General features: G+C 70.3%; 17 protein-coding genes and 1 tRNA gene. 9 read left to right on the top strand and 9 right to left on the bottom strand.

Going from position 1 to position 18740, the window contains the following annotated elements; translation table 11 throughout:
* The first annotated feature begins 2 nt into the window (after positions 1 to 2).
* Positions 3 to 1070 carry an ABC transporter ATP-binding protein gene (locus tag ACVFYP_RS23210; protein ID WP_499202606.1) on the top strand — a complete coding sequence of 356 codons (1068 nt, stop codon included), beginning with the start codon at positions 3 to 5 and terminating at the stop codon, positions 1068 to 1070.
* Positions 1071 to 1102: 32 nt separating this feature from the next.
* Positions 1103 to 2287 (top strand): MFS transporter, encoded by a 1185-nt coding sequence (locus ACVFYP_RS23205; protein WP_499202605.1) that lies wholly within the window; start codon positions 1103 to 1105, stop codon positions 2285 to 2287.
* On the opposite strand, the gene ACVFYP_RS23200 is transcribed toward ACVFYP_RS23205, so the two are convergent.
* Genes ACVFYP_RS23200 through ACVFYP_RS23185 form a run of 4 tightly spaced genes read right to left on the bottom strand, consistent with a single transcriptional unit; the run spans position 2288 to position 6214 of the window.
* Positions 2288 to 3148: an HpcH/HpaI aldolase/citrate lyase family protein gene (locus tag ACVFYP_RS23200; protein ID WP_499202604.1), complete on the bottom strand. Its 861-nt coding sequence runs from the start codon at positions 3146 to 3148 to the stop codon at positions 2288 to 2290.
* Positions 3145 to 4359 (bottom strand): CaiB/BaiF CoA transferase family protein, encoded by a 1215-nt coding sequence (locus tag ACVFYP_RS23195; protein ID WP_499202603.1) that lies wholly within the window; start codon positions 4357 to 4359, stop codon positions 3145 to 3147. The genes ACVFYP_RS23200 and ACVFYP_RS23195 overlap by 4 nt, the downstream gene beginning before the upstream one ends.
* Positions 4356 to 5225 (bottom strand): HTD2 family dehydratase, encoded by an 870-nt coding sequence (locus ACVFYP_RS23190; RefSeq protein WP_499202602.1) that lies wholly within the window; start codon positions 5223 to 5225, stop codon positions 4356 to 4358. The genes ACVFYP_RS23195 and ACVFYP_RS23190 overlap by 4 nt, the downstream gene beginning before the upstream one ends.
* Positions 5226 to 5227: 2 nt before the next feature.
* On the bottom strand, positions 5228 to 6214 hold the full coding sequence (locus ACVFYP_RS23185; protein ID WP_499202601.1) for a Bug family tripartite tricarboxylate transporter substrate binding protein: 987 nt from the start codon (positions 6212 to 6214) through the stop codon (positions 5228 to 5230).
* Between the two features lie 88 nt (positions 6215 to 6302).
* Between ACVFYP_RS23185 and ACVFYP_RS23180 the strand changes: the two genes are divergently transcribed.
* Complete coding sequence (locus ACVFYP_RS23180; RefSeq protein WP_499202600.1) at positions 6303 to 7079, top strand: IclR family transcriptional regulator; 777 nt, start codon at positions 6303 to 6305, stop codon at positions 7077 to 7079.
* Here the strand turns inward: ACVFYP_RS23180 and ACVFYP_RS23175 are convergent.
* Entirely contained in the window at positions 7066 to 8058 is a 993-nt protein-coding gene (locus ACVFYP_RS23175) for a Bug family tripartite tricarboxylate transporter substrate binding protein (RefSeq protein WP_499202599.1), read from the bottom strand. The genes ACVFYP_RS23180 and ACVFYP_RS23175 overlap by 14 nt on opposite strands.
* 149 nt (positions 8059 to 8207) lie before the next feature.
* Here ACVFYP_RS23175 and ACVFYP_RS23170 point away from each other — a divergent pair, with 149 nt between their 5' ends.
* The gene (locus tag ACVFYP_RS23170; protein WP_499202598.1) at positions 8208 to 9422 is read left to right on the top strand and encodes an MFS transporter; all 1215 of its coding nucleotides are present in this window, start codon (positions 8208 to 8210) and stop codon (positions 9420 to 9422) included.
* Here the strand turns inward: ACVFYP_RS23170 and ACVFYP_RS23165 are convergent.
* The gene (locus ACVFYP_RS23165; RefSeq protein WP_499202597.1) at positions 9354 to 10313 is read right to left on the bottom strand and encodes a LysR family transcriptional regulator; all 960 of its coding nucleotides are present in this window, start codon (positions 10311 to 10313) and stop codon (positions 9354 to 9356) included. The genes ACVFYP_RS23170 and ACVFYP_RS23165 overlap by 69 nt on opposite strands.
* A 125-nt stretch (positions 10314 to 10438) precedes the next feature.
* On the opposite strand from ACVFYP_RS23165, the gene ACVFYP_RS23160 reads away from it, so the two are divergent.
* Complete coding sequence (locus tag ACVFYP_RS23160; protein WP_499202596.1) at positions 10439 to 11602, top strand: mandelate racemase/muconate lactonizing enzyme family protein; 1164 nt, start codon at positions 10439 to 10441, stop codon at positions 11600 to 11602.
* 46 nt (positions 11603 to 11648) lie between these two features.
* Here ACVFYP_RS23160 and ACVFYP_RS23155 read toward each other — a convergent pair.
* Positions 11649 to 11725, bottom strand: a tRNA-Arg gene (locus ACVFYP_RS23155).
* 83 nt (positions 11726 to 11808) lie between these two features.
* Entirely contained in the window at positions 11809 to 12897 is a 1089-nt protein-coding gene (locus ACVFYP_RS23150; RefSeq protein ID WP_499202595.1) for a DUF2125 domain-containing protein, read from the bottom strand.
* 34 nt (positions 12898 to 12931) lie between these two features.
* Here ACVFYP_RS23150 and ACVFYP_RS23145 point away from each other — a divergent pair, with 34 nt between their 5' ends.
* The 3 genes from ACVFYP_RS23145 (at position 12932) to hemN (ending at position 16929) form a co-directional block, all read left to right on the top strand.
* Positions 12932 to 13543, top strand: a complete 612-nt coding sequence (locus ACVFYP_RS23145) for a gamma-glutamylcyclotransferase (protein WP_499202594.1) — start codon at positions 12932 to 12934, stop codon at positions 13541 to 13543.
* Positions 13544 to 14060: 517 nt separating this feature from the next.
* The gene (locus ACVFYP_RS23140; RefSeq protein WP_499202593.1) at positions 14061 to 15530 is read left to right on the top strand and encodes a phospholipase D-like domain-containing protein; all 1470 of its coding nucleotides are present in this window, start codon (positions 14061 to 14063) and stop codon (positions 15528 to 15530) included.
* Positions 15531 to 15591: 61 nt separating this feature from the next.
* The gene (hemN, locus tag ACVFYP_RS23135; protein WP_499202592.1) at positions 15592 to 16929 is read left to right on the top strand and encodes an oxygen-independent coproporphyrinogen III oxidase; all 1338 of its coding nucleotides are present in this window, start codon (positions 15592 to 15594) and stop codon (positions 16927 to 16929) included.
* A gap of 166 nt (positions 16930 to 17095) precedes the next feature.
* Here the strand turns inward: hemN and ACVFYP_RS23130 are convergent, their stop codons facing one another.
* A complete protein-coding gene (locus ACVFYP_RS23130) occupies positions 17096 to 17665 on the bottom strand; it encodes a hypothetical protein (protein ID WP_499202591.1) in 570 nt (189 codons plus the stop codon).
* A 308-nt stretch (positions 17666 to 17973) separates the two neighbouring features.
* Between ACVFYP_RS23130 and ACVFYP_RS23125 the strand changes: the two genes are divergently transcribed.
* Positions 17974 to 18738, top strand: a complete 765-nt coding sequence (locus ACVFYP_RS23125; protein ID WP_499202590.1) for an SDR family NAD(P)-dependent oxidoreductase — start codon at positions 17974 to 17976, stop codon at positions 18736 to 18738.
* Positions 18739 to 18740 lie beyond the last annotated feature (2 nt).

The following is an 18740-nucleotide window of genomic DNA, read 5'->3' as shown; positions in this document are numbered from 1 at the left end:
GAATGTCGCGTCTTTCGATTCAGGGCCTGACCAAGGCCTATGGCCCCAACCGCGTCGTCGATTCCATCGACCTGACCTTGCAGGAAGGCGAGTTCGTCTCCCTGCTTGGACCGTCCGGCTGCGGCAAGACGACGACGCTGCGCATGATCGCGGGTTTCATCGACCCCAATGGCGGCAGCATCTCGCTCGATGGGCAGGTCATCTCCGCCCCCGGCGCGGTGCTGCCGCCCGAAAAGCGCGGCATGTCGATGATCTTCCAGAGCTACGCCATCTGGCCGAACATGACGGTGGCGGAGAATGTGGGCTTCGGCCTGAAGCTGCGGAAACTGCCATCCGAGGAAATCCGCAAGCGCGTGCAGGATATTCTGGAGGTGGTGCAGATGGGCCACCTGGCAGGGCGCTATCCGGCGGAATTGTCGGGTGGCCAGCAGCAGCGTGTGGCCCTGGCGCGCGCCATCGTGGTGAAGCCGGCGGTGCTGCTGCTGGATGAGCCGCTATCGAATCTCGACGCCAACCTCCGTGAGGAGATGCGCTTCGAGATCAGGCGCCTGCATGACGAATTCCGCATCACCACCGTCTACGTCACCCATGATCAGGGGGAGGCGATGGCGACCTCGGACCGGATCGCGGTGATGAATGCCGGGCGGATCGAGCAGGTGGATGCGCCGCATATGCTCTACACCCGTCCGCGTACCCGCTTCGTCGCCGGCTTCATCGGCCGCACCAACCTGCTACCGGCCAAGCTGCGCGATGGCCAGATCGGCTTCGGCGGCATTGCCATGCAGGCGGGGCAGGTGCCGGGGGCGGATACCGCGGCGGGGGGCGACATCCTGGTCTCTGTCCGCCCGCAATCCATCGGGCTGCACCGCGCGCCGCCGATGGGCGGCGGTCCGGTGCTAGAAGGCGTGGTGGCGCAGCGCACCTTCCTGGGCGAGACCTGGGACTATGTGGTGCGTGCCGAGGGCAGCGACCTGCGGCTGCGCGCCACGGCGCCACCCTTGCAGATTCATGATGTCGGCGAGCAGGTCTGGATGGAATTCGATCCGCAGCAGATGGCCATGGTGGTGTAGCGCCCGGCCCGGGGGTCGTTACACTGGCGGGAATGGACACATCCCGCTTCGTCGCCGCCATCGTGGTGGCCCAGGTGCTGGCGCAGATCGGCGCCTTCACCCTGCCGGCGCTGCTGCCGGGCTACATGGCCCGGTGGCAGCTTTCCGCGACCGAGGCGGGCTGGCTCATCGGTGCCTTCTTCGCCGCCTATGTCGCTGCCGTGCCGCTGCTGGTGGCGCTGACGGACAGGTTGCCGGCGCGGCGCATCTACCTGCTCGGCACCGCCTGCACGGCGCTGTCTCATCTCGGTTTCGCCTTGCTGGCGGAAGGCTTCTGGTCGGCCCTGGCCTTGCGGGCGCTGGCCGGCATCGGCTGGGCCGGCTGCTACATGCCGGGGCTGAAGGCGCTGGCGGATCGGCTGGAAGGGGCGGCGCAGTCACGGGCGGTATCCTGGCACGCGGCCGGGGTGGGCATCGCCGGCGCGGCATCGTTCCTCGTCGCGGGGACGCTGGATGCGCTGGCGGGGCCGGAGGCCGCTTTCCTGTTCGGTGGCGTCGCGGCGCTGGCGGCCTTCGGCATCGGCGTGGCCGTTCTGCCGAATGCCCGGCCCGCCCGCCGCCCCGGCGCGTTGCTGGATTTCCGGCCGGTGCTGCGCAATCGCGCGGCCATGGCCTGGATCGCCGGCTACACGGTGCACACCTGGGAACTCGCCGCGCTGCGCGCCTGGGCGGTGACCTTCCTGGCGCTGGTTATCGCCCGGCAAGGCGCGCCGGACTGGCTGCCGGGGCCCAATGTGCTGTTCACGGCGGCCGGTCTGCTCGGCATCGCCGTATCCATCCTCGGCAATGAAACGGCGCAGCGCTTTGGGCGCGGCCGCGTGGTGGCCGCGGCGATGGGCGCGGCGGCGCTGATCTCCCTGCTCACTGGCCTCTCCGCTTTGGTCTCCGCGCCGCTGGCGGTGGCTTGCGTGCTGGCCTGGAACGCCGCGATCTACCTGGACAGCTCGGCGCTGACCGCAGGCACGGTGCAGGCGGCAGCGCTCGGCCTGCGCGGCGCGACGATGGGGCTGCACAGCATGTGCGGCTATGCCGGCGGCTTCCTGGGGCCGCTCGGCGTCGGCCTGGCGCTGGACTGGGTGGGGCCGGAGGCGCCCGGTGCCTGGGCCCTGGCCTTTGGCCATCTGGCCCTGGTCACCCTGGCCGGCTTCGCGCTGCTGCGCTGGCTTTCGCGCGAGTGATTACCGCGCGCGAGCCAGCAGCCGTTTCGCGCGATCCACCACCGGCAGATCGATCATCGCGCCTTCGAAGGCCACCGCGCCCTGGCCGGCGGCCACCGCCGCCTCGAAGGTCGCGATCAGGCAACGGGCACGGTCCACCTCCGCCTCGCTCGGCCCGTAGATCTCGTTGATCACCGGCACCTGCGCGGGGTGGATGCAGGCGGCGCAGCCGAAGCCGAGCGCGCGGGACCGGCGCAGCGCGGTGCGGTAGCCCTCCGGATTGTCGAAGGCCGCGAAGGCGCCCAGCGAGCCCATGGGGATGATCCCCGCCCCCCGCGCCGCGATCAGCGCCATCATCGCCGGCACGTAGAGGCTGTCGGCGGAGGGCACCGCTTCCATCTCCGTCGCCAGATCCTCCCCGCCCACGCCGAGCGCCACCACGCGCCGATCAGCGCGGGCGATGTCGGGCAGGCGGGGCAGGGCCTCGGCCGTCTCGACGATGGCGAGGAAGCGGGTGGGTGCGCGGCCGTGCCGGGCCTCGGCGGCCTCGGCCAGTTCGGCCAGCAGCCGCACATGCTCCGGCCCCATCACCTTGGGCAACATCAGTGCGGTGGCGCCGGCGGCGATGGCGGCCTCGATATCCGGCACCGCCAGTTCCAGCGGCCGGTTGATGCGGACGCAGATGGTGGCGCCCGCCTGGCCCACCTGCGCCGCCACGGCCGCCAGCGCTTCGCGCGCTTCCGCCTTGCGCGCCGGCAGGATCGAATCCTCCAGGTCGAGGATGATGACATCGGCGCCGCGCATATGCGCCTTGGCGACGAAGCGCTCGGCCAGCACGGGCACGAACAGCAGGGAGCGCCAGCGGGCGGGGTGGTCGGTCATGCCGCATCCTCCGGTGTCGTGACGATGCCGGCCGCCACCAGGCGCGTGATCGTGGTGTCGTCGAGGCCAAGCTCGCGCAGCACGGCGCGGGAATCCCCGCCGAGGCGCGGCGCCGGCAGCGGATCCTCCCGCATGCCGCCGCCAAAACGGTTCGGCGTGGCGGTGCGGCGGATGCGGCCCTCGCTCGGGTGATCCTCCGGCGCAAAGAAGCCGGTGGCGGTCAGATGCGGGTCGGTCAGCAGGTCGTCCAGGCTGTTATAGGCCGCCGCCGGCACATCCGCCGCGCCCAGGATCGCCAGCCATTCGGCGGTGGTCCTTTGGGCCATCGCGCCGGCGCGGACCTTCAGATATTCGGCGGCATTGGCCGTGCGCGCGGCGGCGGAGAGAAACCGTGGATCGGCCTTCAGCTCCGGCCGGCCGATGGCGTCGAAGAATGCGAAGGCCTGGGCATTGGTGTTCGGACCCACCGTGATGTAGCCGTCCTTCGTGGCCACGGGCCGGTAATCGGGGCTCAGCAGCCGTGCATCGCCCAGCGGCCCCACCGGCGGGTCGAAGGTGCCAGCGCCGAGATGCTCGCTCATGACGAAGGAGGCCATGTTCTCGAACATCGGCACTTCCACCGCCTCCCCCACCCCGCTGCGTTCGCGGCGGTACAGGGCGAAGCCGATGCATTGCGCGGCGATCAGCCCGGTGATGTGGTCCGTCATCACCATCGGCACGAAGCGCGGCTCGCCATTGGCGCGGTGGAAGGTGCCGGCGACGCCGGACAGGCTCTGGATGATCGGGTCGTAGGCCGGGCGGTTGAAATAGGGGCCGCCACGGCCGAAGGCGAGGATGGAGCAATGGATCAAACGCGGGTTCTCGGCCCGCAGCGCCTCCCACCCCAGCCCTGCGCGGTCTAGCGCGTTGGGGCGGATATTGCTGACGAAGACATCTGCGGTGCGGATCAGCGCCAGCAACGCCGCCTGGCCTTCGGGATGCTTGATATCCAGCGCCAGGGACCGCTTGTTGCGGTTGAACTGCATGAACTTGCCGGACATGCCGGCATGGCGGCTGCCCTGCGCCATGGTGCGCAGCAGGTCGCCGCCGCCCGGCGCCTCAACCTTGATGACCTCCGCCCCCTGGTCGGCCAGTGTGCGGGAGCAGATGGGGCCGACCACGACGGAGGTCAGGTCGACCACGCGGATGCCGGAAAGCGGACCGCCGCTCATGCGCCGAAATCCAGTTCCATCTCCGCCGCCAGCGTGCCGTCCGGCGCCGCGGCCCAGGCCGCCATCTTGCCATTTACCGGCGCCGCGCCGGCTAATGTCACGGTCTGCCCGACAAACAGCGGCCGCCGCAGCCGCGCGGTATAGCCGCGCAGTGGGCCGGGGGCGCGCTTCAGCGCGGCATCGACGATCAGATGCATGGTCAGCCCGCCATTCTGCACCGTGGCGGGATAGCCCTCCGCCTCACGGGCGTAATCCGCGTCGTAATGGATGCGGTGGCTGTTCCAGGTGACGGCGGAGTAGCGGAAGACCAGCACGGGATCGAGCAGCATGGCATCCGACCAGGCCGCGCCCTCCGGCGCCGGCACCGGCGGCGTCACCGTGCTTTTGGCGCCGGGCGGCACCGCTTCCCGATAGACCGCGTCGAACTCGTCCACCGCCAGGGTCTGGCCGCGTGCCTCGATGGTCTGGCGCATGGTCAGCACGACGATCTGGCCGGTGCGCGCCTGTTTCGGTTCGATCGCCGCCACCTCGATGATCTTGCGCGCCGCGTCGCCCACTTGCAGCGCGCCGTGGATGCGGGTGCGGCGACCGGCGCCCATGCGGCGGGGCAGGGGAATGGGTGGCAGGAAGGCACCCTTGCGGGGGTGGCCATCCGGCCCGATCTCGCTCTGCCGCGCGACATCGGCGAAGAACATGCCGAACCAATGCGGCGGCAATTCGCTGCCCTGGCGGAAGCTGTCCGGGTCCAGGTCCAGCATGCCGGCGATGCGCCGCACGGCGGGCAGGGCGATCTCCTCCTCCACCACGCGGGACCGGCCGATCCAGGACCGCAGCTCGGGCATCGCCCGTGTGACGTCGTCGCTCATGCTCACTGGGCCGAGAGGTTCAGGCGGCGGATCATCGGCACCCAGAGATTGGACTGGGCCACCGCCAGATCCTCCGCCTGTTCGGGTGTGTTGGCAGGGGCCGGGTCGGCGCCCACCCGCGCGAAGGCCTCGCGCAGCTCCGGTGTCGCCAGCGCCGCGTTCAGCGACCGGTTCAGCCGCAGCACCACCTCGGGCGGCGTTTGCGCATGGGCCATCAGGCCGAACAGGTTCAGCGCCTCATAGCCCTGCACGACCTCCCCGATCGCGGGCACGTCGGGCCAGTTGGGGGAGCGTTGCGGGCTGGTGACGCCGAGGGCGCGGACCCTGGCATCGTCCTTCACCGGCTCGGCCTCCGGTAGCCCCAGCAGGCGTGCCTGCACGCGGCCGGCCAGCAGATCCGTCATGCCCTGTGTGCTCTGCCGGTAGGGCACGTGGATCATCTCCAGCCCCGCCTTCTCGCAGAGCAGCTCCACCGAGAGATGCGTCGTCGCGCCGATGCCGGAGGAGGCGTAATTCAGCTTGCCCGGATTGGCGCGGGCATAGGCGATGAACTCGGCCAGGTTGGTGGCCGGCACGCCGGAATGGATCAGCAGGATGTTCGGCGTGGTGGCATAGAGGCCGATGGTCACCAGGTCCCGCGCATGGGCAAAGGGCATGGTGGGGCGCAGCGCCTCGTTGATCGCCTGGGTGTTCCGCGTGCCGACCAGGATCGTGTAGCCATCGGCCGGCGACCGCACCACGGCCTCCGCCGCCACCACGCCGGCCGCGCCCGGGCGGTTGTCCGGCGTCACCGGCTGGCCGAGGTTGCGGCTCATCGCATCGGCGACGAGGCGTGCCACCACATCGGTCTGCCCGCCGCCGCCATAGGGGATCATCATGCGGATCGGCCGGTCCGGCCAGGCGGCGAGGGCCGGGCCCGGGGCGACAAAGGGCGCGGCGAGCAGGCCCGTGGTGGCGGCCAGCAGGGCGCGGCGGTGCAGCTTCGGCATCCGATTTCCTCCGGTGTGTTTTGCCGCAGTCTAGACTCCCGTGGCCCTGCGTGGTGCATCGCATATGTGATGTTCGCGGGAGGTGGACGTGCCACGCCAGGGCTTCGTGAAATCCGCGCAGCGGACGCTGGAGGTGCTGGAGCTGTTCGCCGGCACCCATCGCGCGGCCACGGTGGCGGAGGTGGCGCGCGACCTCGGCTATCCGCAATCCAGCACCTCCATCCTGCTCGCTGACCTGGCGCGGCTCGGCTACCTGGAACAGGATTCGGACAGTCGCGCCTATCGCCCCACCTTGCGGGTGATGCTGCTGGGCGGCTGGATGCAGGACCGGCTGCTGGGGGAGGGCAGCCTGCTGCGGCGGATGGAGCGGCTGCGCGCGCGGCATGAGGTGACGGTGCTGATCGGCATGCAGGCCGGCGCCCGCGTGCGCTACATCCTGACCCTGCGCCGCCCCGCCGCCGGCCAGAACATGCGCGCCGGCATGACGCGCGCCATCGGCCGTGCCGCGGTGGGCAAGGCGCTGCTGATGCTGAAGCCGGAGGCCGAGGCCCAACGCATCCTGCGCCGCGCCAATGCGGAGGAGCAGGACCCCGACCGCCGTGTCGATGTGGCAGCCGTGATGGCGGACCTTCGCGCGGCGCGGCAATGCGGCTGGCTGGAAAGCGGCGGTGCCGTGGTGCCCGGCCAGAACGTGCTGGCCATGCCGTTGCCGCCGCTGGCGGACCACCCACCGCTGGCCATCGGCCTGGGCACCACTGCGGCGGAGGTGGAGCGGCGGCGCGACGGCCTGGTGCTGGCCCTGCAGGAGGTTTGCGCGGCGCTGCGGCGGGAAGCCCTGCGCCGCGCCGGACCTATTGCGCGGTGATATTCGCCGCCTGTGCGGCGATGCGGGACCGTTCAAGGTCCTGCGCGATATAGGTCGCGAAGCCTTCCGGCGTGGCCAGGGCGCCGGCCGCGGTCTCGCCGCCCATGCCAGTCATCCGTTCCTGGAAATCGGGCAGGCGCACGATCTCCGCCATCGCGGCGCCGAGCCGATTCATCGCCTCGGCCGGCGTGCCGGCGGTCGCCAGCAGACCGACATAGGAACCGGCGGTGAAATTCGCCACGCCCTGCTCCGCCATGGTCGGCACATCCGGCAGCGCGGCCAGCCGCGCGGTGGAGGCGACGGCGACGATGCGTGCCTGGCCGGCGCGGTGCAGCGGCAGGGCGGTGGAGAATTCCGTGAAGAGCAGCGGGATATTGCCGGCGAGGAAATCCGGCACCGCGGCCCCGCCGCCGCGATAGGGCACATGCAGCAGTCTGGCGCCGCTGGCGGCGATGAAGGCTTCCAGCGACAGATGCGTGGCGCTGGCCACGCCAGCGGTGCCCACCCCCAACGCATCCGGCTGCGCGCGCGAAGCGGCAACCACATCGGCCACGCCGCGATAGGGCGAGGACGGCTGCACGACGAGGCAATGCGGCACCTGCATCGCCATGCCGACCGGCGCGAAATCCTTGGCCGCGTCATAGGGCAGCCGCGCCTGCACGACTGGATTGACGCTCAGCGGGCCGTTGGAGCCGACCAGTAGCGTGTAGCCATCGGCTTGGGCGCGTGCCACCGCCTGGGCGCCGACGCTGCCACCCGCGCCCGGGCGGTTCTCCACCACCACCGGCTGGCCGAGCCGGGCTTGCAGCAGCGGCTGCATGAGTCGGGCGATGGTGTCCGCATTGCCGCCGGCGGCGAAGGGCACGATGACGCGGATCGGCCGATCGGGCCAGGCGGCGAAAGCGGGGAAGGCGCCCAGCGTGGGCAGGCCAGCGGCGACGGCCAGCAGGCTGCGGCGGCCGAACAGGCGGCTTGTCATGACATTTCCTCGGAATTCGTTGTCCGCATCATGCGATCGGGCGTCAGGCGCTTCAAGTCGCCCCGGTGACGGCAAAACATTTCGGATTCAGGCGAACCGCGGCGGTTCGGCGCCGTTGCAAGGCAGCTCGCACAGGATTCCTCCCCTCAATGAACCAGTCCCTGGTCGCGCTTGGCGCGCTGAACTTCTTCATGGCCGATGTACGGGACGGCCTCGGCCCCTTCCTCGGCATCTTCCTTTTGCAGAATGGCTGGGGCCCGGCCGCTATCGGGCTGGTCGCCAGCGTCGCCGGGCTGGTGGCGATGGTGGCGACAACGCCGCTCGGCCTGCTGGCCGATGCGGCGCGGGCGCGCCGGCTGCTGCTGGCCCTGGCCGCCTCCGTCATCACCTTGGCCTGCGCCGCCAACTGGCTGGCGCCGTCCTTTGGCGTCACCGCCGGGGCGCAGGTGCTGACGGCGGTGGCCGGGGCCGCGATCACGCCGCTGATCGCCGCCATCACTCTGGGTCTGGTGGGGCAGGCCGGCTATGCGCGCCAGCTCGGCCGCAATGCCGCTTTCCGCCATACCGGCACGGCAGCCTCCGCGCTGCTGGCCGGGCTGCTGGGCTATCGCTACGGGATTGGCGCGGTGTTCCTGCTGATGGGGTTGATGGCCTTCGGCGCGATCCTGGCCGTCGCCACCATTCGCGGCCGCGACATCGACCATGACGCCGCGCGCGGCGCCGTGGCCGGGGAGGCCCCTCCCAAGGGCCTGCTGGCGGTGCTGCGCGGCTCCCCGCCGCTGCTGGTGCTGGGGGCCACGGTGCTGCTGTTTCACCTGGCCAATGCGGCGATGCTGCCGCTGCTGGGCCAGGCGATGGTGGCGCGTGGCACGGCCGGCGATGGCGCCGCCTATACCGCCGCGACGGTGGTGATCGCCCAGGGCACCATGATCGTCATGGCGCTGTTCGCCGCCTGGCTGGCGCAGCGACGCGGCTACTGGATCGTCTTCGTCATCGCTTTGGCGGCGCTGCCGCTGCGCGGGCTGATCGCCGGGCTGGTCACCGACCCTGCTGTGCTGGTGCCGGTGCAGATCCTGGATGGCGTCGGCGCCGGCATGATGGGCGTTGCCGTGCCGGGGCTGGTGGCGCGGCTGCTGGACGGCACGGGCCGCGCCAATGCCGGTCTGGCCGCGGTGCTGACGGCGCAGGCCATCGGCGCCTCGCTGAGCAACGGCCTGGGCGGTTATGTGGCGCAGCATATGGGCTTCGGCTTCGCCTTCCTGGCGCTGGGCGCCATCGCCACGGCCGCGCTGGTGCTATGGCTGGTCGCCGGGGTCTGGCTGCGCGGCACGGCGGCGGGCCAGCGCCCGGCTTTGGCCCAATGAAACCCCGGCGGCGGCACGCAGGCTGTTGACCAGCAGGCTTGCCGGGCGCGAAAGCCCCCGCTTGCGGGTGCTGATGACGAATTGCCGCTGCGCCCAGGTGTCGCTCAGCGGAATCACCGTCAGACCCAGCGCCTGTCGCACCGCCCGCGCTTCCTCCCCCGGCACGATGGCCAAGGCGAGGCCAGCGGCGACGATGCGATAGGCTGCATCCACGGTGGAGACCTGGATGCGGTGGCGGATCGGCCTGCCGGCCGCGGCCGCCGCGCCGCGCTGCATCTGCTGCATGATGCTGCGGGCCAGGATGTCCACCTGCTCATGCTCCAGCGTTTCGGCGAAGGACACGGTTTTGCGTCCCGCCAGCGGATGGCCGTGGGGCACGACGCAGGCCAGGTGGTCGCGGTGGTAGGGGTGGCTTTGCAGGTCGCGCAGCCCCACCGCATCCCAGCAGATGCCGATATCCGCGCGTCCTTCCTCCACGCCGCGGATCACCTCCCAGATCTCGCGCTCCTCCAGGCTGACGCGCACGTCGCGATACGCCTTAGCGAAGTGCGCGATATCGACGGGCAGGAACTGCGCCACCGCCGATTTGCTGCCGAAGACCCGGACCTGGCCCTGCACGCCCTGGGCGAAGGCGCCGAGCTCCGACCGGATGCGGTCGAGCATCTGCAGGGATTCCCGGGCGTAGCGCCACAGCGCCTCCCCCGCCGCGGTCACCGTCACGCCGCGCCGCCCGCGGTCCAGCAGCCGGACGCCGGCCTCCTCCTCCATCTGCGCGATGCGCTTGCTGACGGCGGAGGGCACGATGGCCTCGCGCTGCGCGGCGGCGGCGATGTTGCCCTCCTCACAGACGGCGACGAAGAGGCGGAGCGAGACCGGGTCGAAATGGCGCATGCGGGGGGCCTACGGGCGGTGGATAAGCCATCTCTAGATGGAACGGCTTGCGAGAAAAATGGCCATTCCAGAGATGTCTGCCGCCGGGCCTATCACCTCCCTAACCCCGCCATGCAGGAGTGCCCATGCGCATCGTCGAAATCCGCGAACGGACCGCTCCGATCGCCTCGCCCATCGCCAATGCCTTCATCGACTTCTCGAAGATGACGCTGAGCCTGGTGGCGGTGGTGACGGATGTCATCCGGGATGGCCGGCCGGTGATCGGCTACGGCTTCAATTCCAACGGCCGCTACGGCCAGGGCGGGCTGATTCGCGAACGCTTCGCGCCACGGGTGCTGGCCGCCGATCCGGACAGCCTTCTCGATGCGGCGGGCACCAATATCGACCCGCACAAGGTCTGGGCGGCGATGTTCACCAACGAAAAGCCGGGCGGGCATGGCGAACGCTCCGTCGCCATGGGCACCATCGACATGGCGGTCTGGGACGCGGTCGCCAAGATCGCCGGCAAGCCGCTGTTCCGCCTGCTGGCGGAGCGTGCCGGGGTGCAGGCCGATCCGACGGTCTTCGTCTATGCCGCGGGCGGCTACTACTACCCCGGCAAGGGCTTGCAGGGCCTGGCGGATGAGATGCGCAGCTACCTCGACCGCGGCTACACCGTGGTGAAGATGAAGATCGGCGGCGCGCCGCTGGACCAGGACCTGACCCGCATCGAGACCGTGCTGCGCCTGCTGCCCGCCGGCTGCCGGCTGGCGGTGGATGCGAATGGGCGCTTCGACCTGGAGACCGCCATCGCCTATGCCAAGGCGCTGCGCGCCTATGACCTGTTCTGGTACGAGGAAGCCGGCGATCCGCTGGACTACGAGTTGCAGGCCCGGCTGGCCGAGCATTATCCCGGCCCGATGGCGACGGGCGAGAACCTGTTCTCCATGCAGGATGCGCGCAACCTGATCCGCTATGGCGGTATGCGGCCCGATCGCGACTGGCTGCAATTCGACTGCGCGCTGAGCTACGGCCTGGTGGAGTATCTGCGCACGCTGGAGATGCTGAAGGCCCATGGCTGGTCCTGGCGCCGCTGCATCCCGCATGGCGGCCATCAGATGTCGCTGAACATCGCGGCGGGGCTGGGACTGGGGGGCAATGAATCCTACCCCGACCTGTTCCAACCCTATGGCGGCTTCCCCGATGGCGTGCGGGTTGAAGCTGGGCACATCACCATGCCGGAGCTGCCGGGAATCGGCTTCGAGGGTAAGTCCGACCTGATCCGGGAAATGCGGAGCCTGGCGGCCTGAGCCACGGAGGGGCGAGGCCGCGAGAATATGTAAGTCTTTGAAAAAGTGGTGTCCCCGACGGGATTCGAACCCATGGCCCCCAGATTAGGAATCTGGTGCTCTATCCGGCTGAGCTACGGAGACGCCGGGGACCGATTACCACAAGCCCCGCCCGCCCCGCGAGAGGGTTGGAAAGCCCTGGCCGCTGATATCCGCATGACCAGGACCTATGGCCCTGCCTGGACGCTCGGCCAGTCCAGCGGGGCGAAGCGCATCACCGGGATTCGCGCGACCGCCAAGGTGCGGTCCTCGACCGTCACGGGCACCTCGATTTCCGTCGCGCCGCCGGCGGTGGGCCGGGACATCAGCGGCAGCATGATGCGCGCGGTGCCGGCGGCGCGGCGGCCGACCAGCCCGGCATCGGACAGCGCCTGCAAGGCCTCCCCCGCCCCGGTCAGGCGCAGGGAGCCGGCGCCGGTCGGCTGCAACCCCTCATCCAGCGCCAGCGTCGCCGCGGCATGCAGCTCGGCCGGACCCCAGCGCACCGACAGGCTGCGCAACTCCAGCGCACCGCCGCCATCGCGCCAGGCCGCCGCCCGCTGCGCCGGCACGCGGCCGCCGGGAACCGGCCCGCTGAGCGCGGCATCGGCGGCGAAGCTCTCCATGCGGCGGCCGAAGGGGCCGGGGGCATTGGGCGGCATGGGCAGGTCCACGCCCTCCGCCACCAGCGAGAATTCCAGCGCCGGCTCGCCCTCCGTCGCTGTGGAGGAACTGGCGAGGGCGAGGTTGGCGCGTGCCACCTCCATCGGGCCGGTGGGGGTGGAAAGCCGCAGCCGCTCGGCCAGCAGCAGGGCCTCCCGCGGCGGGGTGTCGCGTTCCAGGGGCACCAGGGCCACAAGCTCATCCGCCGCGAAGCGCCATTCGCCGCCGGCAATGCGCAGGCGTTGCGCCCCCGGCATCTCCACCCGCAGGCGGTGCAGCCAGGGCAGGGTCACCCGCAGCACCACCCGCTCCGCCTCCAGCACCAGGCCGCCGGGCAGGGTGGCGGTGCCGCCCTCCAGCCGTACGGCGCCCAAAGTGAGCGTGGCGGAGAAAGGCCAGCCGCCGCGTTGCGGGGCGGCGTGGTCCACCCGCCAGCCCTGGGCGCGGCGGATCTGCACCCAGGTGGCCAGCCCGTCCTGCAACTGGCTGGCCATGATCCGCCAGAGAACGGCGTGGCCGGCGCCGAGGGCGAGCAGCACCAGCACCAGGCCGATGGCAAGGCGCGGGCCGAGCGGGCGGCGGCGCGGTGGGGCGGCCGGGGGCTTCATGTCCATGATGGGGAGGGCTATAGCGCGAAGCGAACTCCCCGTGCAGGCACCCCCTCCCATTCCCCAGACCGATCCCCTTCCGCCGCCGCTGCATGACGGCGCGCTGTGGGTCTTCGGCTATGGCTCGTTGATCTGGCGGCCAGGCTTTGACCATGCGGGCAGCCACCCCGCGCTGCTGCCGGGCTTTCATCGCCGCTTCTGCCTGTGGTCGCACCACTATCGGGGCACGCCGGAGGCACCGGGCCTGGTGCTGGGGCTGGACCGAGGCGGCGCCTGCCGCGGCGTGGCGTTTCGCGTGCCCGGCGCTGCTGCGGCGGAGGTGCTGCGCTATCTGGATGAGCGGGAACTGCCGGATGGGGCGGAGGTGGTCTATCACCGCCGGGTGCTGCCGGTGCGGTTGTTGGACCAGCCGGGCCGGCCCGTGGTGCCGGCGGTGACCTATGTGGCCAATCGTGATTGCCGGCTTTACGTGCGCGGCCTGCCGGAAGCCGCCGCGGCGCGCGCGATCGGCCAAGGCATCGGGCGGATGGGCGCCAACCGGGACTATCTGCTGAACACCCTGCACCATCTGGCGGCGATGGGGGTGCGGGATCGTGGCCTGGCGCGCATCGCGGCCCTGCTGCCCGCCCTGCCCGATACGACTTCGGATTGAGCGGTGCTGCCGCCATTTCGGTCACTTTGCGCGGCGCTACACCATTTAATCCACCGATCCGCTGCCGGTTCCCGCCGCGTTACATAGCGCCTCGCCTGGCAACCAAGCCAAGTCTGGGCGTCAAATGGCGAAGTCGGAAAAGGCATATTTTTCAATTACTTATCGGAATGCGATCGGAAGCTCATTGACGTTCTTTCAATGACTTGGAACAGGAAAGGGACAGGCCGTGGCAGCAGTGGCGCGGAGAGTCCTGCCATCGGGCACTGTCAACCCACAGATTTATCCACAGGGGGTCGGCTCCGCCTTCCCAGACTCTGGAGGCGGGCCGGAAGGCATTCCTTAACGTAACCGACACGGGAACCTTCACCCCTCCGCTGCGCTGCAACGCGACGAGGTGGCATCGATTGATTGTCGCCGCCACCGTTCCAAACCACCGCCCGCAACCCAGCGGCGCATCGCGGCAGGGGAGTCGATGCAGGCCGAGCCAACATCCCGTCCATCGCCCAGCTCCGATGGCGTGACCAGCCTATTGCAGCCCGGCGTGAACTGCTGGCGCATCGAACGCGCCCATCGCGCGACCGTCATCGTCGACGCGGCCGACTATTTCCGCGCTGCCCGGGCGGCCATGTTACGAGCCGAGCACCGCATCATGCTGATCGGCTGGGATTTCGACGCCCGGATCGAGCTGATCCCGGGCGGGGATTCGACGGATGCCCCGAGCCGGCTCGGCGATTTCATCCTCTGGCTGGTCAAGCGCCGGCCAGGGCTGGAGATCTTCCTGCTGCACTGGGACCTCGGCGCGCTGAAGGCGCTGTTTCGCGGCTCCACCATCCTCACCTTGCTGCGTTGGAAGGCGCATCCGCGCATCACAGCGCGGCTGGACAGCCGGCACCCGCCCGCCGCCTCCCATCACCAGAAGATCGCGGTGATCGACGACGCGCTGGCCTTCTGCGGCGGCATCGACATGACGGCGGAGCGCTGGGATACGCCGGACCACGCGGATACGGAACCGCGCCGCAGCTCGCCCGGCGGCACCCCCTACAAGCCCTGGCACGACGCCACCACGGCGCTGGACGGCCCGGCGGCGGCGGCATTGGGGGAACTGGCGCGGGACCGTTGGCATCAGGCGCGCGGCAAACGTCTGGCGCCCGTCCAGGCCGGGGCCAATGCCTGGCCGGAGGATCTGCCGGTGCAACTGCGCGAGATCGATGTCGGCATCGCCCGAAGCCGGCCGGAGATGCCCGACTGTCCGGCCGTGCATGAGATCGAACGGCTGTACCTGGACCTGATCGGCAGCGCCCGGCGTATGATCTATGCCGAGAGCCAGTACTTCGCCTCCCGCCGCATCGCCGAGGCCATCGCCCGACGGCTGGAGGAGAAGGACGGGCCGGAGATCGTCCTGGTGAACCCGGATTCGGCCCAGGGATGGCTGGAGCCCATCGCCATGGATTCGGCCCGCGCCAGGCTGCGGGAGGCACTGCGCCGCATCGACACCCGTGGCCGCTTCCGCATCTACCATCCGGTGACGGAGGGCGGTCAGCCGATCTATGTGCACGCCAAGATCCTGATCATCGACGACCAGGTGCTGCGCGTCGGCTCCTCCAACTTCAACAACCGCTCGATGCGGTTGGACACGGAATGCGACGTGGTGATCGATGCCGCGCTGCCCGCCAATGCGACGCTGCGCCCCGCCATCGCGGCCATGCGCGACCGGCTGCTGGCCGAACATCTGGGTTGCACGCCGGAGAAGGTGGCAGCAACGCTGGCGCGTACCGGGTCGCTGATCGGCACCATCGAGGCGCTGCGCCGCCCGGGCCGCACCCTGGTGGCCTATGAGACGCCGGACCTCAGCGCCGTGGAGGCCTGGCTGGCGGATCATGAGGTGCTGGACCCGGAAGGGCCGGAGGAGATGTTCGAGGCGGTCGCCAAGCGCGGCCTCTTCCGCCGCTTCAGCCGCCTGCGCCGGCACCGCCCGCCGCCGGTCTGAACGGCGGGCTTGCGGCAGATCAAGGCGGCGCCGAGTCCGGCCCGCCCATAGTGCCGTCGCGATGCAGATCCAGACCCACCCGCTCGACACCACGCGGCTCGCTTTGGCGGAACGCGCCGTGCCTCGCTACACCTCCTACCCCACCGCGCCGCATTTCCATGCGGGCATCGGTGCGGCGCAGCAGCAGGCTTGGCTCGGCGCGCTGGCGCCGGAGGCGACGCTGTCGCTGTACCTGCATGTGCCCTACTGCGCCGCCATGTGCGCCTATTGCGGCTGCCACACCAAGGTCACGCGGCAGCAGGCGCCAATCGACGCCTATATCGCGACCTTGCTGGCGGAGATCCACCTGGTTGCCGCCGCCACGCCGGCGCGGCGCGTCACACATCTGCATTGGGGCGGCGGCACGCCGAGCATGCTGGGCGTGGCCGGACTGAAGCGGGTGATGGCGGCCATTGCCTGGCATTTCGACCTGTCCGGCGTCATCGAACATGCCATCGAGCTCGATCCGCGCAGCCTGACGCGGGAACTGGCGCAGGCGCTGGCACGGATCGGCGTGACGCGCGCCAGCCTGGGCGTGCAGGACTTCAACGCCGATGTGCAGCGCGCCATCGGCCGCGTGCAGCCCTTCGAACTGGTCCAGGCCGGTGTGGGCTTCCTGCGGGACGCCGGCATCGCGGCGATCAACTTCGACCTGATCCACGGCCTGCCCTTGCAGGGCGCCGAAGGGCTGGCACGCAGCATCGTGCTGGCGGATGAATTGCGGCCGGACCGCATCGCGCTGTTCGGCTATGCCCATGTGCCCTGGATGAAGAAACACCAGCGCCTGATTGACGAATCCGCGCTGCCCGGCGTGGCCGAAAGGCTGGAACAGGCGCAGCTGGCCCGGCGGATGTTCGTGGAACGCGGCTATGTCCCGATCGGCCTGGACCACTTCACCCGGCCGGAGGACCCCATGGCGCGGGCGGCGCAGGCGGGGACCCTTCGGCGGAATTTCCAGGGCTACACCACGGATGTGGCGGATGCGCTGATCGGCCTTGGCGCATCGTCCATCGGCCGCCTGTCGCAGGGCTTCGCGCAGAATGAGACGGAGATCGGCGCCTGGCGCCGCCGCATCGAATCCGGCCATCTCGCCACCGCGCGCGGCCTGGCGGTGACGGCGGAGGATGTGGCGCGGGGCACGGTGATCGAGCGTCTGATGTGCGATTTCACCGTGACGCCGCCCGCCGATCTGTTGGCGGATGCCATGCCGGCGCTGCTGCCTTTGCAACAGGCCGGTATCCTGGTGGTGCGGGATGGCGCGGTGACGATGACCGCGGAAGGCGCGCCCTTTCTGCGCCTCGCCGCCGCCGCCTTCGATGCCTATCTCGGCCAGGCGGGGCGGCACTCCAAGGCTGTGTAGATATAAGAGACCGTTTGAAAACACTGGCGGGTCGGCTTCGCGGCGCTTTTGCGCCACTGCAGCGTTACGGAACTTGCCGATGCAATTGGCATCGGCGGCGTTCCGTGCCTTGCGGTGACGCAAAATCACCTGCGAATCCTCAGCCGCCAGCATTCTCAAACGGTCTCTAAGCCGGGAAGCTGCGCTCCAACTGCTCCAGCATCTTCGCCTCCGCCGGGGAGATGCGGCTGCCGAGGCCGAGGAAGCCGCCGGCCGCCTCCGCCACGCGCCGCGCCCGGCCGATCAGCGTGCCCTTCAGCAACTGGCGGGACTGCGCATCCATGCCTGGGGCACTGGCGTGGATATAGGCGGTCCAGACGTCCAGCAGGTCGGGCGGTGGTGGCGCGGACAGCCATTGGGTGAACGATTCATGCGCGGCACTGCCCGAGCTCACGCCGGATTCCGCCGCCGCATGCAGCAGCGCCTTGCGCTCCGCCTCATCCAGCGTGCCATCGGCCCAGCCGACCAGCACCAGCGGCACCAGCGACAGCGCCGCCAGTGTGTCGGCCTTCACCCCCGCCTCCACCAGCCTGTCGAGCAAAGCCGGTTCGGTAATGCCGGAGGCCGCGGCCAGCTTCTCGCGCTCGGATTGCGCGGCGCTCGCCGCGCGATGACGTTCACGCCAGGCCGCCGTCTCCCGCGCGAAAAAGGCTTCCTCCAGCGCGCGGCGCCGGTCGTCGAGAAATTCCTGGCTCATTCTGTCCTCCTGAGTTGGGTTCACCGTCACAACGCCCGGAGCGCGCCCGCGATCAATCCCGCCGCGGCACATCCCCCAGCTCGATGGCGCCAAGGCCGATCATAGACGCCAAGGCCCTGCCTGCGGAGGGCTTTGGGCGGCCTGCGGCCCTGTCATGCAACTTTCGCAACGAGCCTCGCGGGCTTCCCGGCCGTGGGGCTGCCCCGAACAGCACGGCCATTCGCGCCTGTGGACCACCTGTCCACAAGCCCTTGACCGCGTGCCGGCATGGTCGGATCGTGATGGCTGGCTGGCTGCGGAACCATGACATGCCGGATGCTTCACTTCGCTTCGCCGGACGCATCGGCCTGGTCACCGGGGCCGCCTCCGGCGTCGGCCGTGGCGCCGCGCTGGCGTTGGCAGCGGAGGGTGCGAAGCTGGTGCTGTTCGACCGCGACGCGGCCGGGCTGGATGCGGTGGCTGCGCAATGTCCCGGTGCCGTCGCTGTGGCGGGCGATGTCTCCCAGGCCGCGGATATGGAACGTGCCGCCGCCGCGCTGGATGCGCTGGGCCCGCCGACTTTGCTGGTCACCGCCGCCGGCCTGCTCGGCCCGACGAAGCCGCTGCCGGAGGTGGAGGAGGCGGAGTGGGATCGGCTTTTCGCGGTGAACGTCAAAGGCACCTGGCTGGCGCTGAAGGCGCTGCTGCCGCGCATGGCGAAGGCCGGCGGCGGCGCGGTGGTGACGGTGGCGAGTGGCGCGGGCCTCGTCGGCAATGCGGTCTTCCCCGCCTATTCCGCCAGCAAGGGCGCGGTGGTGCTGATGACGCGCAGCGTCGCCGCCAGCCACGCCGCACAGGGCATCCGCGCCAATACCGTCTGCCCCGGCCAGATCGAGACGCCGATGCTGCGCAGCGTCTTCGAACAACTCGGCGAGGGCGCGGCGAGCGTGGAGGCGATGTTCCGCGCCCGCAATCCTTCCGGCCGCTTCGGCGAGACTCATGAGGTGACGGCCGCGGTGCTGTTCCTGCTGAGCGACGCGGCCAGCTACATCAATGGCGTCGCGCTGCCGATCGATGGCGGCAGGCTCGCATGAGG

The sequence above is a fragment of the Roseomonas sp. F4 genome, from assembly GCF_053891155.1.
The sequence above is the reverse complement of the archived record's forward strand: the minus strand, read 5'-3'. Positions and strand labels throughout refer to the sequence as shown.

What these genes read in the sequence shown, in the direction of transcription:
- ACVFYP_RS23160 (WP_499202596.1), top strand. Translation starts at nt 10,439, where the DNA reads ATGCGCATCGTCGAAATCCGCGAACGGACCGCTCCGATCGCCTCGCCC.
- ACVFYP_RS23205 (WP_499202605.1), top strand. Translation starts at nt 1,103, where the DNA reads ATGGACACATCCCGCTTCGTCGCCGCCATCGTGGTGGCCCAGGTGCTG.
- ACVFYP_RS23170 (WP_499202598.1), top strand. Translation starts at nt 8,208, where the DNA reads ATGAACCAGTCCCTGGTCGCGCTTGGCGCGCTGAACTTCTTCATGGCC.
- ACVFYP_RS23125 (WP_499202590.1), top strand. Translation starts at nt 17,974, where the DNA reads ATGCCGGATGCTTCACTTCGCTTCGCCGGACGCATCGGCCTGGTCACC.
- ACVFYP_RS23190 (WP_499202602.1), bottom strand. Translation starts at nt 5,225, where the DNA reads ATGAGCGACGACGTCACACGGGCGATGCCCGAGCTGCGGTCCTGGATC.
- ACVFYP_RS23130 (WP_499202591.1), bottom strand. Translation starts at nt 17,665, where the DNA reads ATGAGCCAGGAATTTCTCGACGACCGGCGCCGCGCGCTGGAGGAAGCC.
- ACVFYP_RS23165 (WP_499202597.1), bottom strand. Translation starts at nt 10,313, where the DNA reads ATGCGCCATTTCGACCCGGTCTCGCTCCGCCTCTTCGTCGCCGTCTGT.
- ACVFYP_RS23195 (WP_499202603.1), bottom strand. Translation starts at nt 4,359, where the DNA reads ATGAGCGGCGGTCCGCTTTCCGGCATCCGCGTGGTCGACCTGACCTCC.
- ACVFYP_RS23200 (WP_499202604.1), bottom strand. Translation starts at nt 3,148, where the DNA reads ATGACCGACCACCCCGCCCGCTGGCGCTCCCTGCTGTTCGTGCCCGTG.
- ACVFYP_RS23210 (WP_499202606.1), top strand. Translation starts at nt 3, where the DNA reads ATGTCGCGTCTTTCGATTCAGGGCCTGACCAAGGCCTATGGCCCCAAC.
- ACVFYP_RS23150 (WP_499202595.1), bottom strand. Translation starts at nt 12,897, where the DNA reads ATGGACATGAAGCCCCCGGCCGCCCCACCGCGCCGCCGCCCGCTCGGC.
- ACVFYP_RS23185 (WP_499202601.1), bottom strand. Translation starts at nt 6,214, where the DNA reads ATGCCGAAGCTGCACCGCCGCGCCCTGCTGGCCGCCACCACGGGCCTG.
- hemN (WP_499202592.1), top strand. Translation starts at nt 15,592, where the DNA reads ATGCAGATCCAGACCCACCCGCTCGACACCACGCGGCTCGCTTTGGCG.
- ACVFYP_RS23175 (WP_499202599.1), bottom strand. Translation starts at nt 8,058, where the DNA reads ATGACAAGCCGCCTGTTCGGCCGCCGCAGCCTGCTGGCCGTCGCCGCT.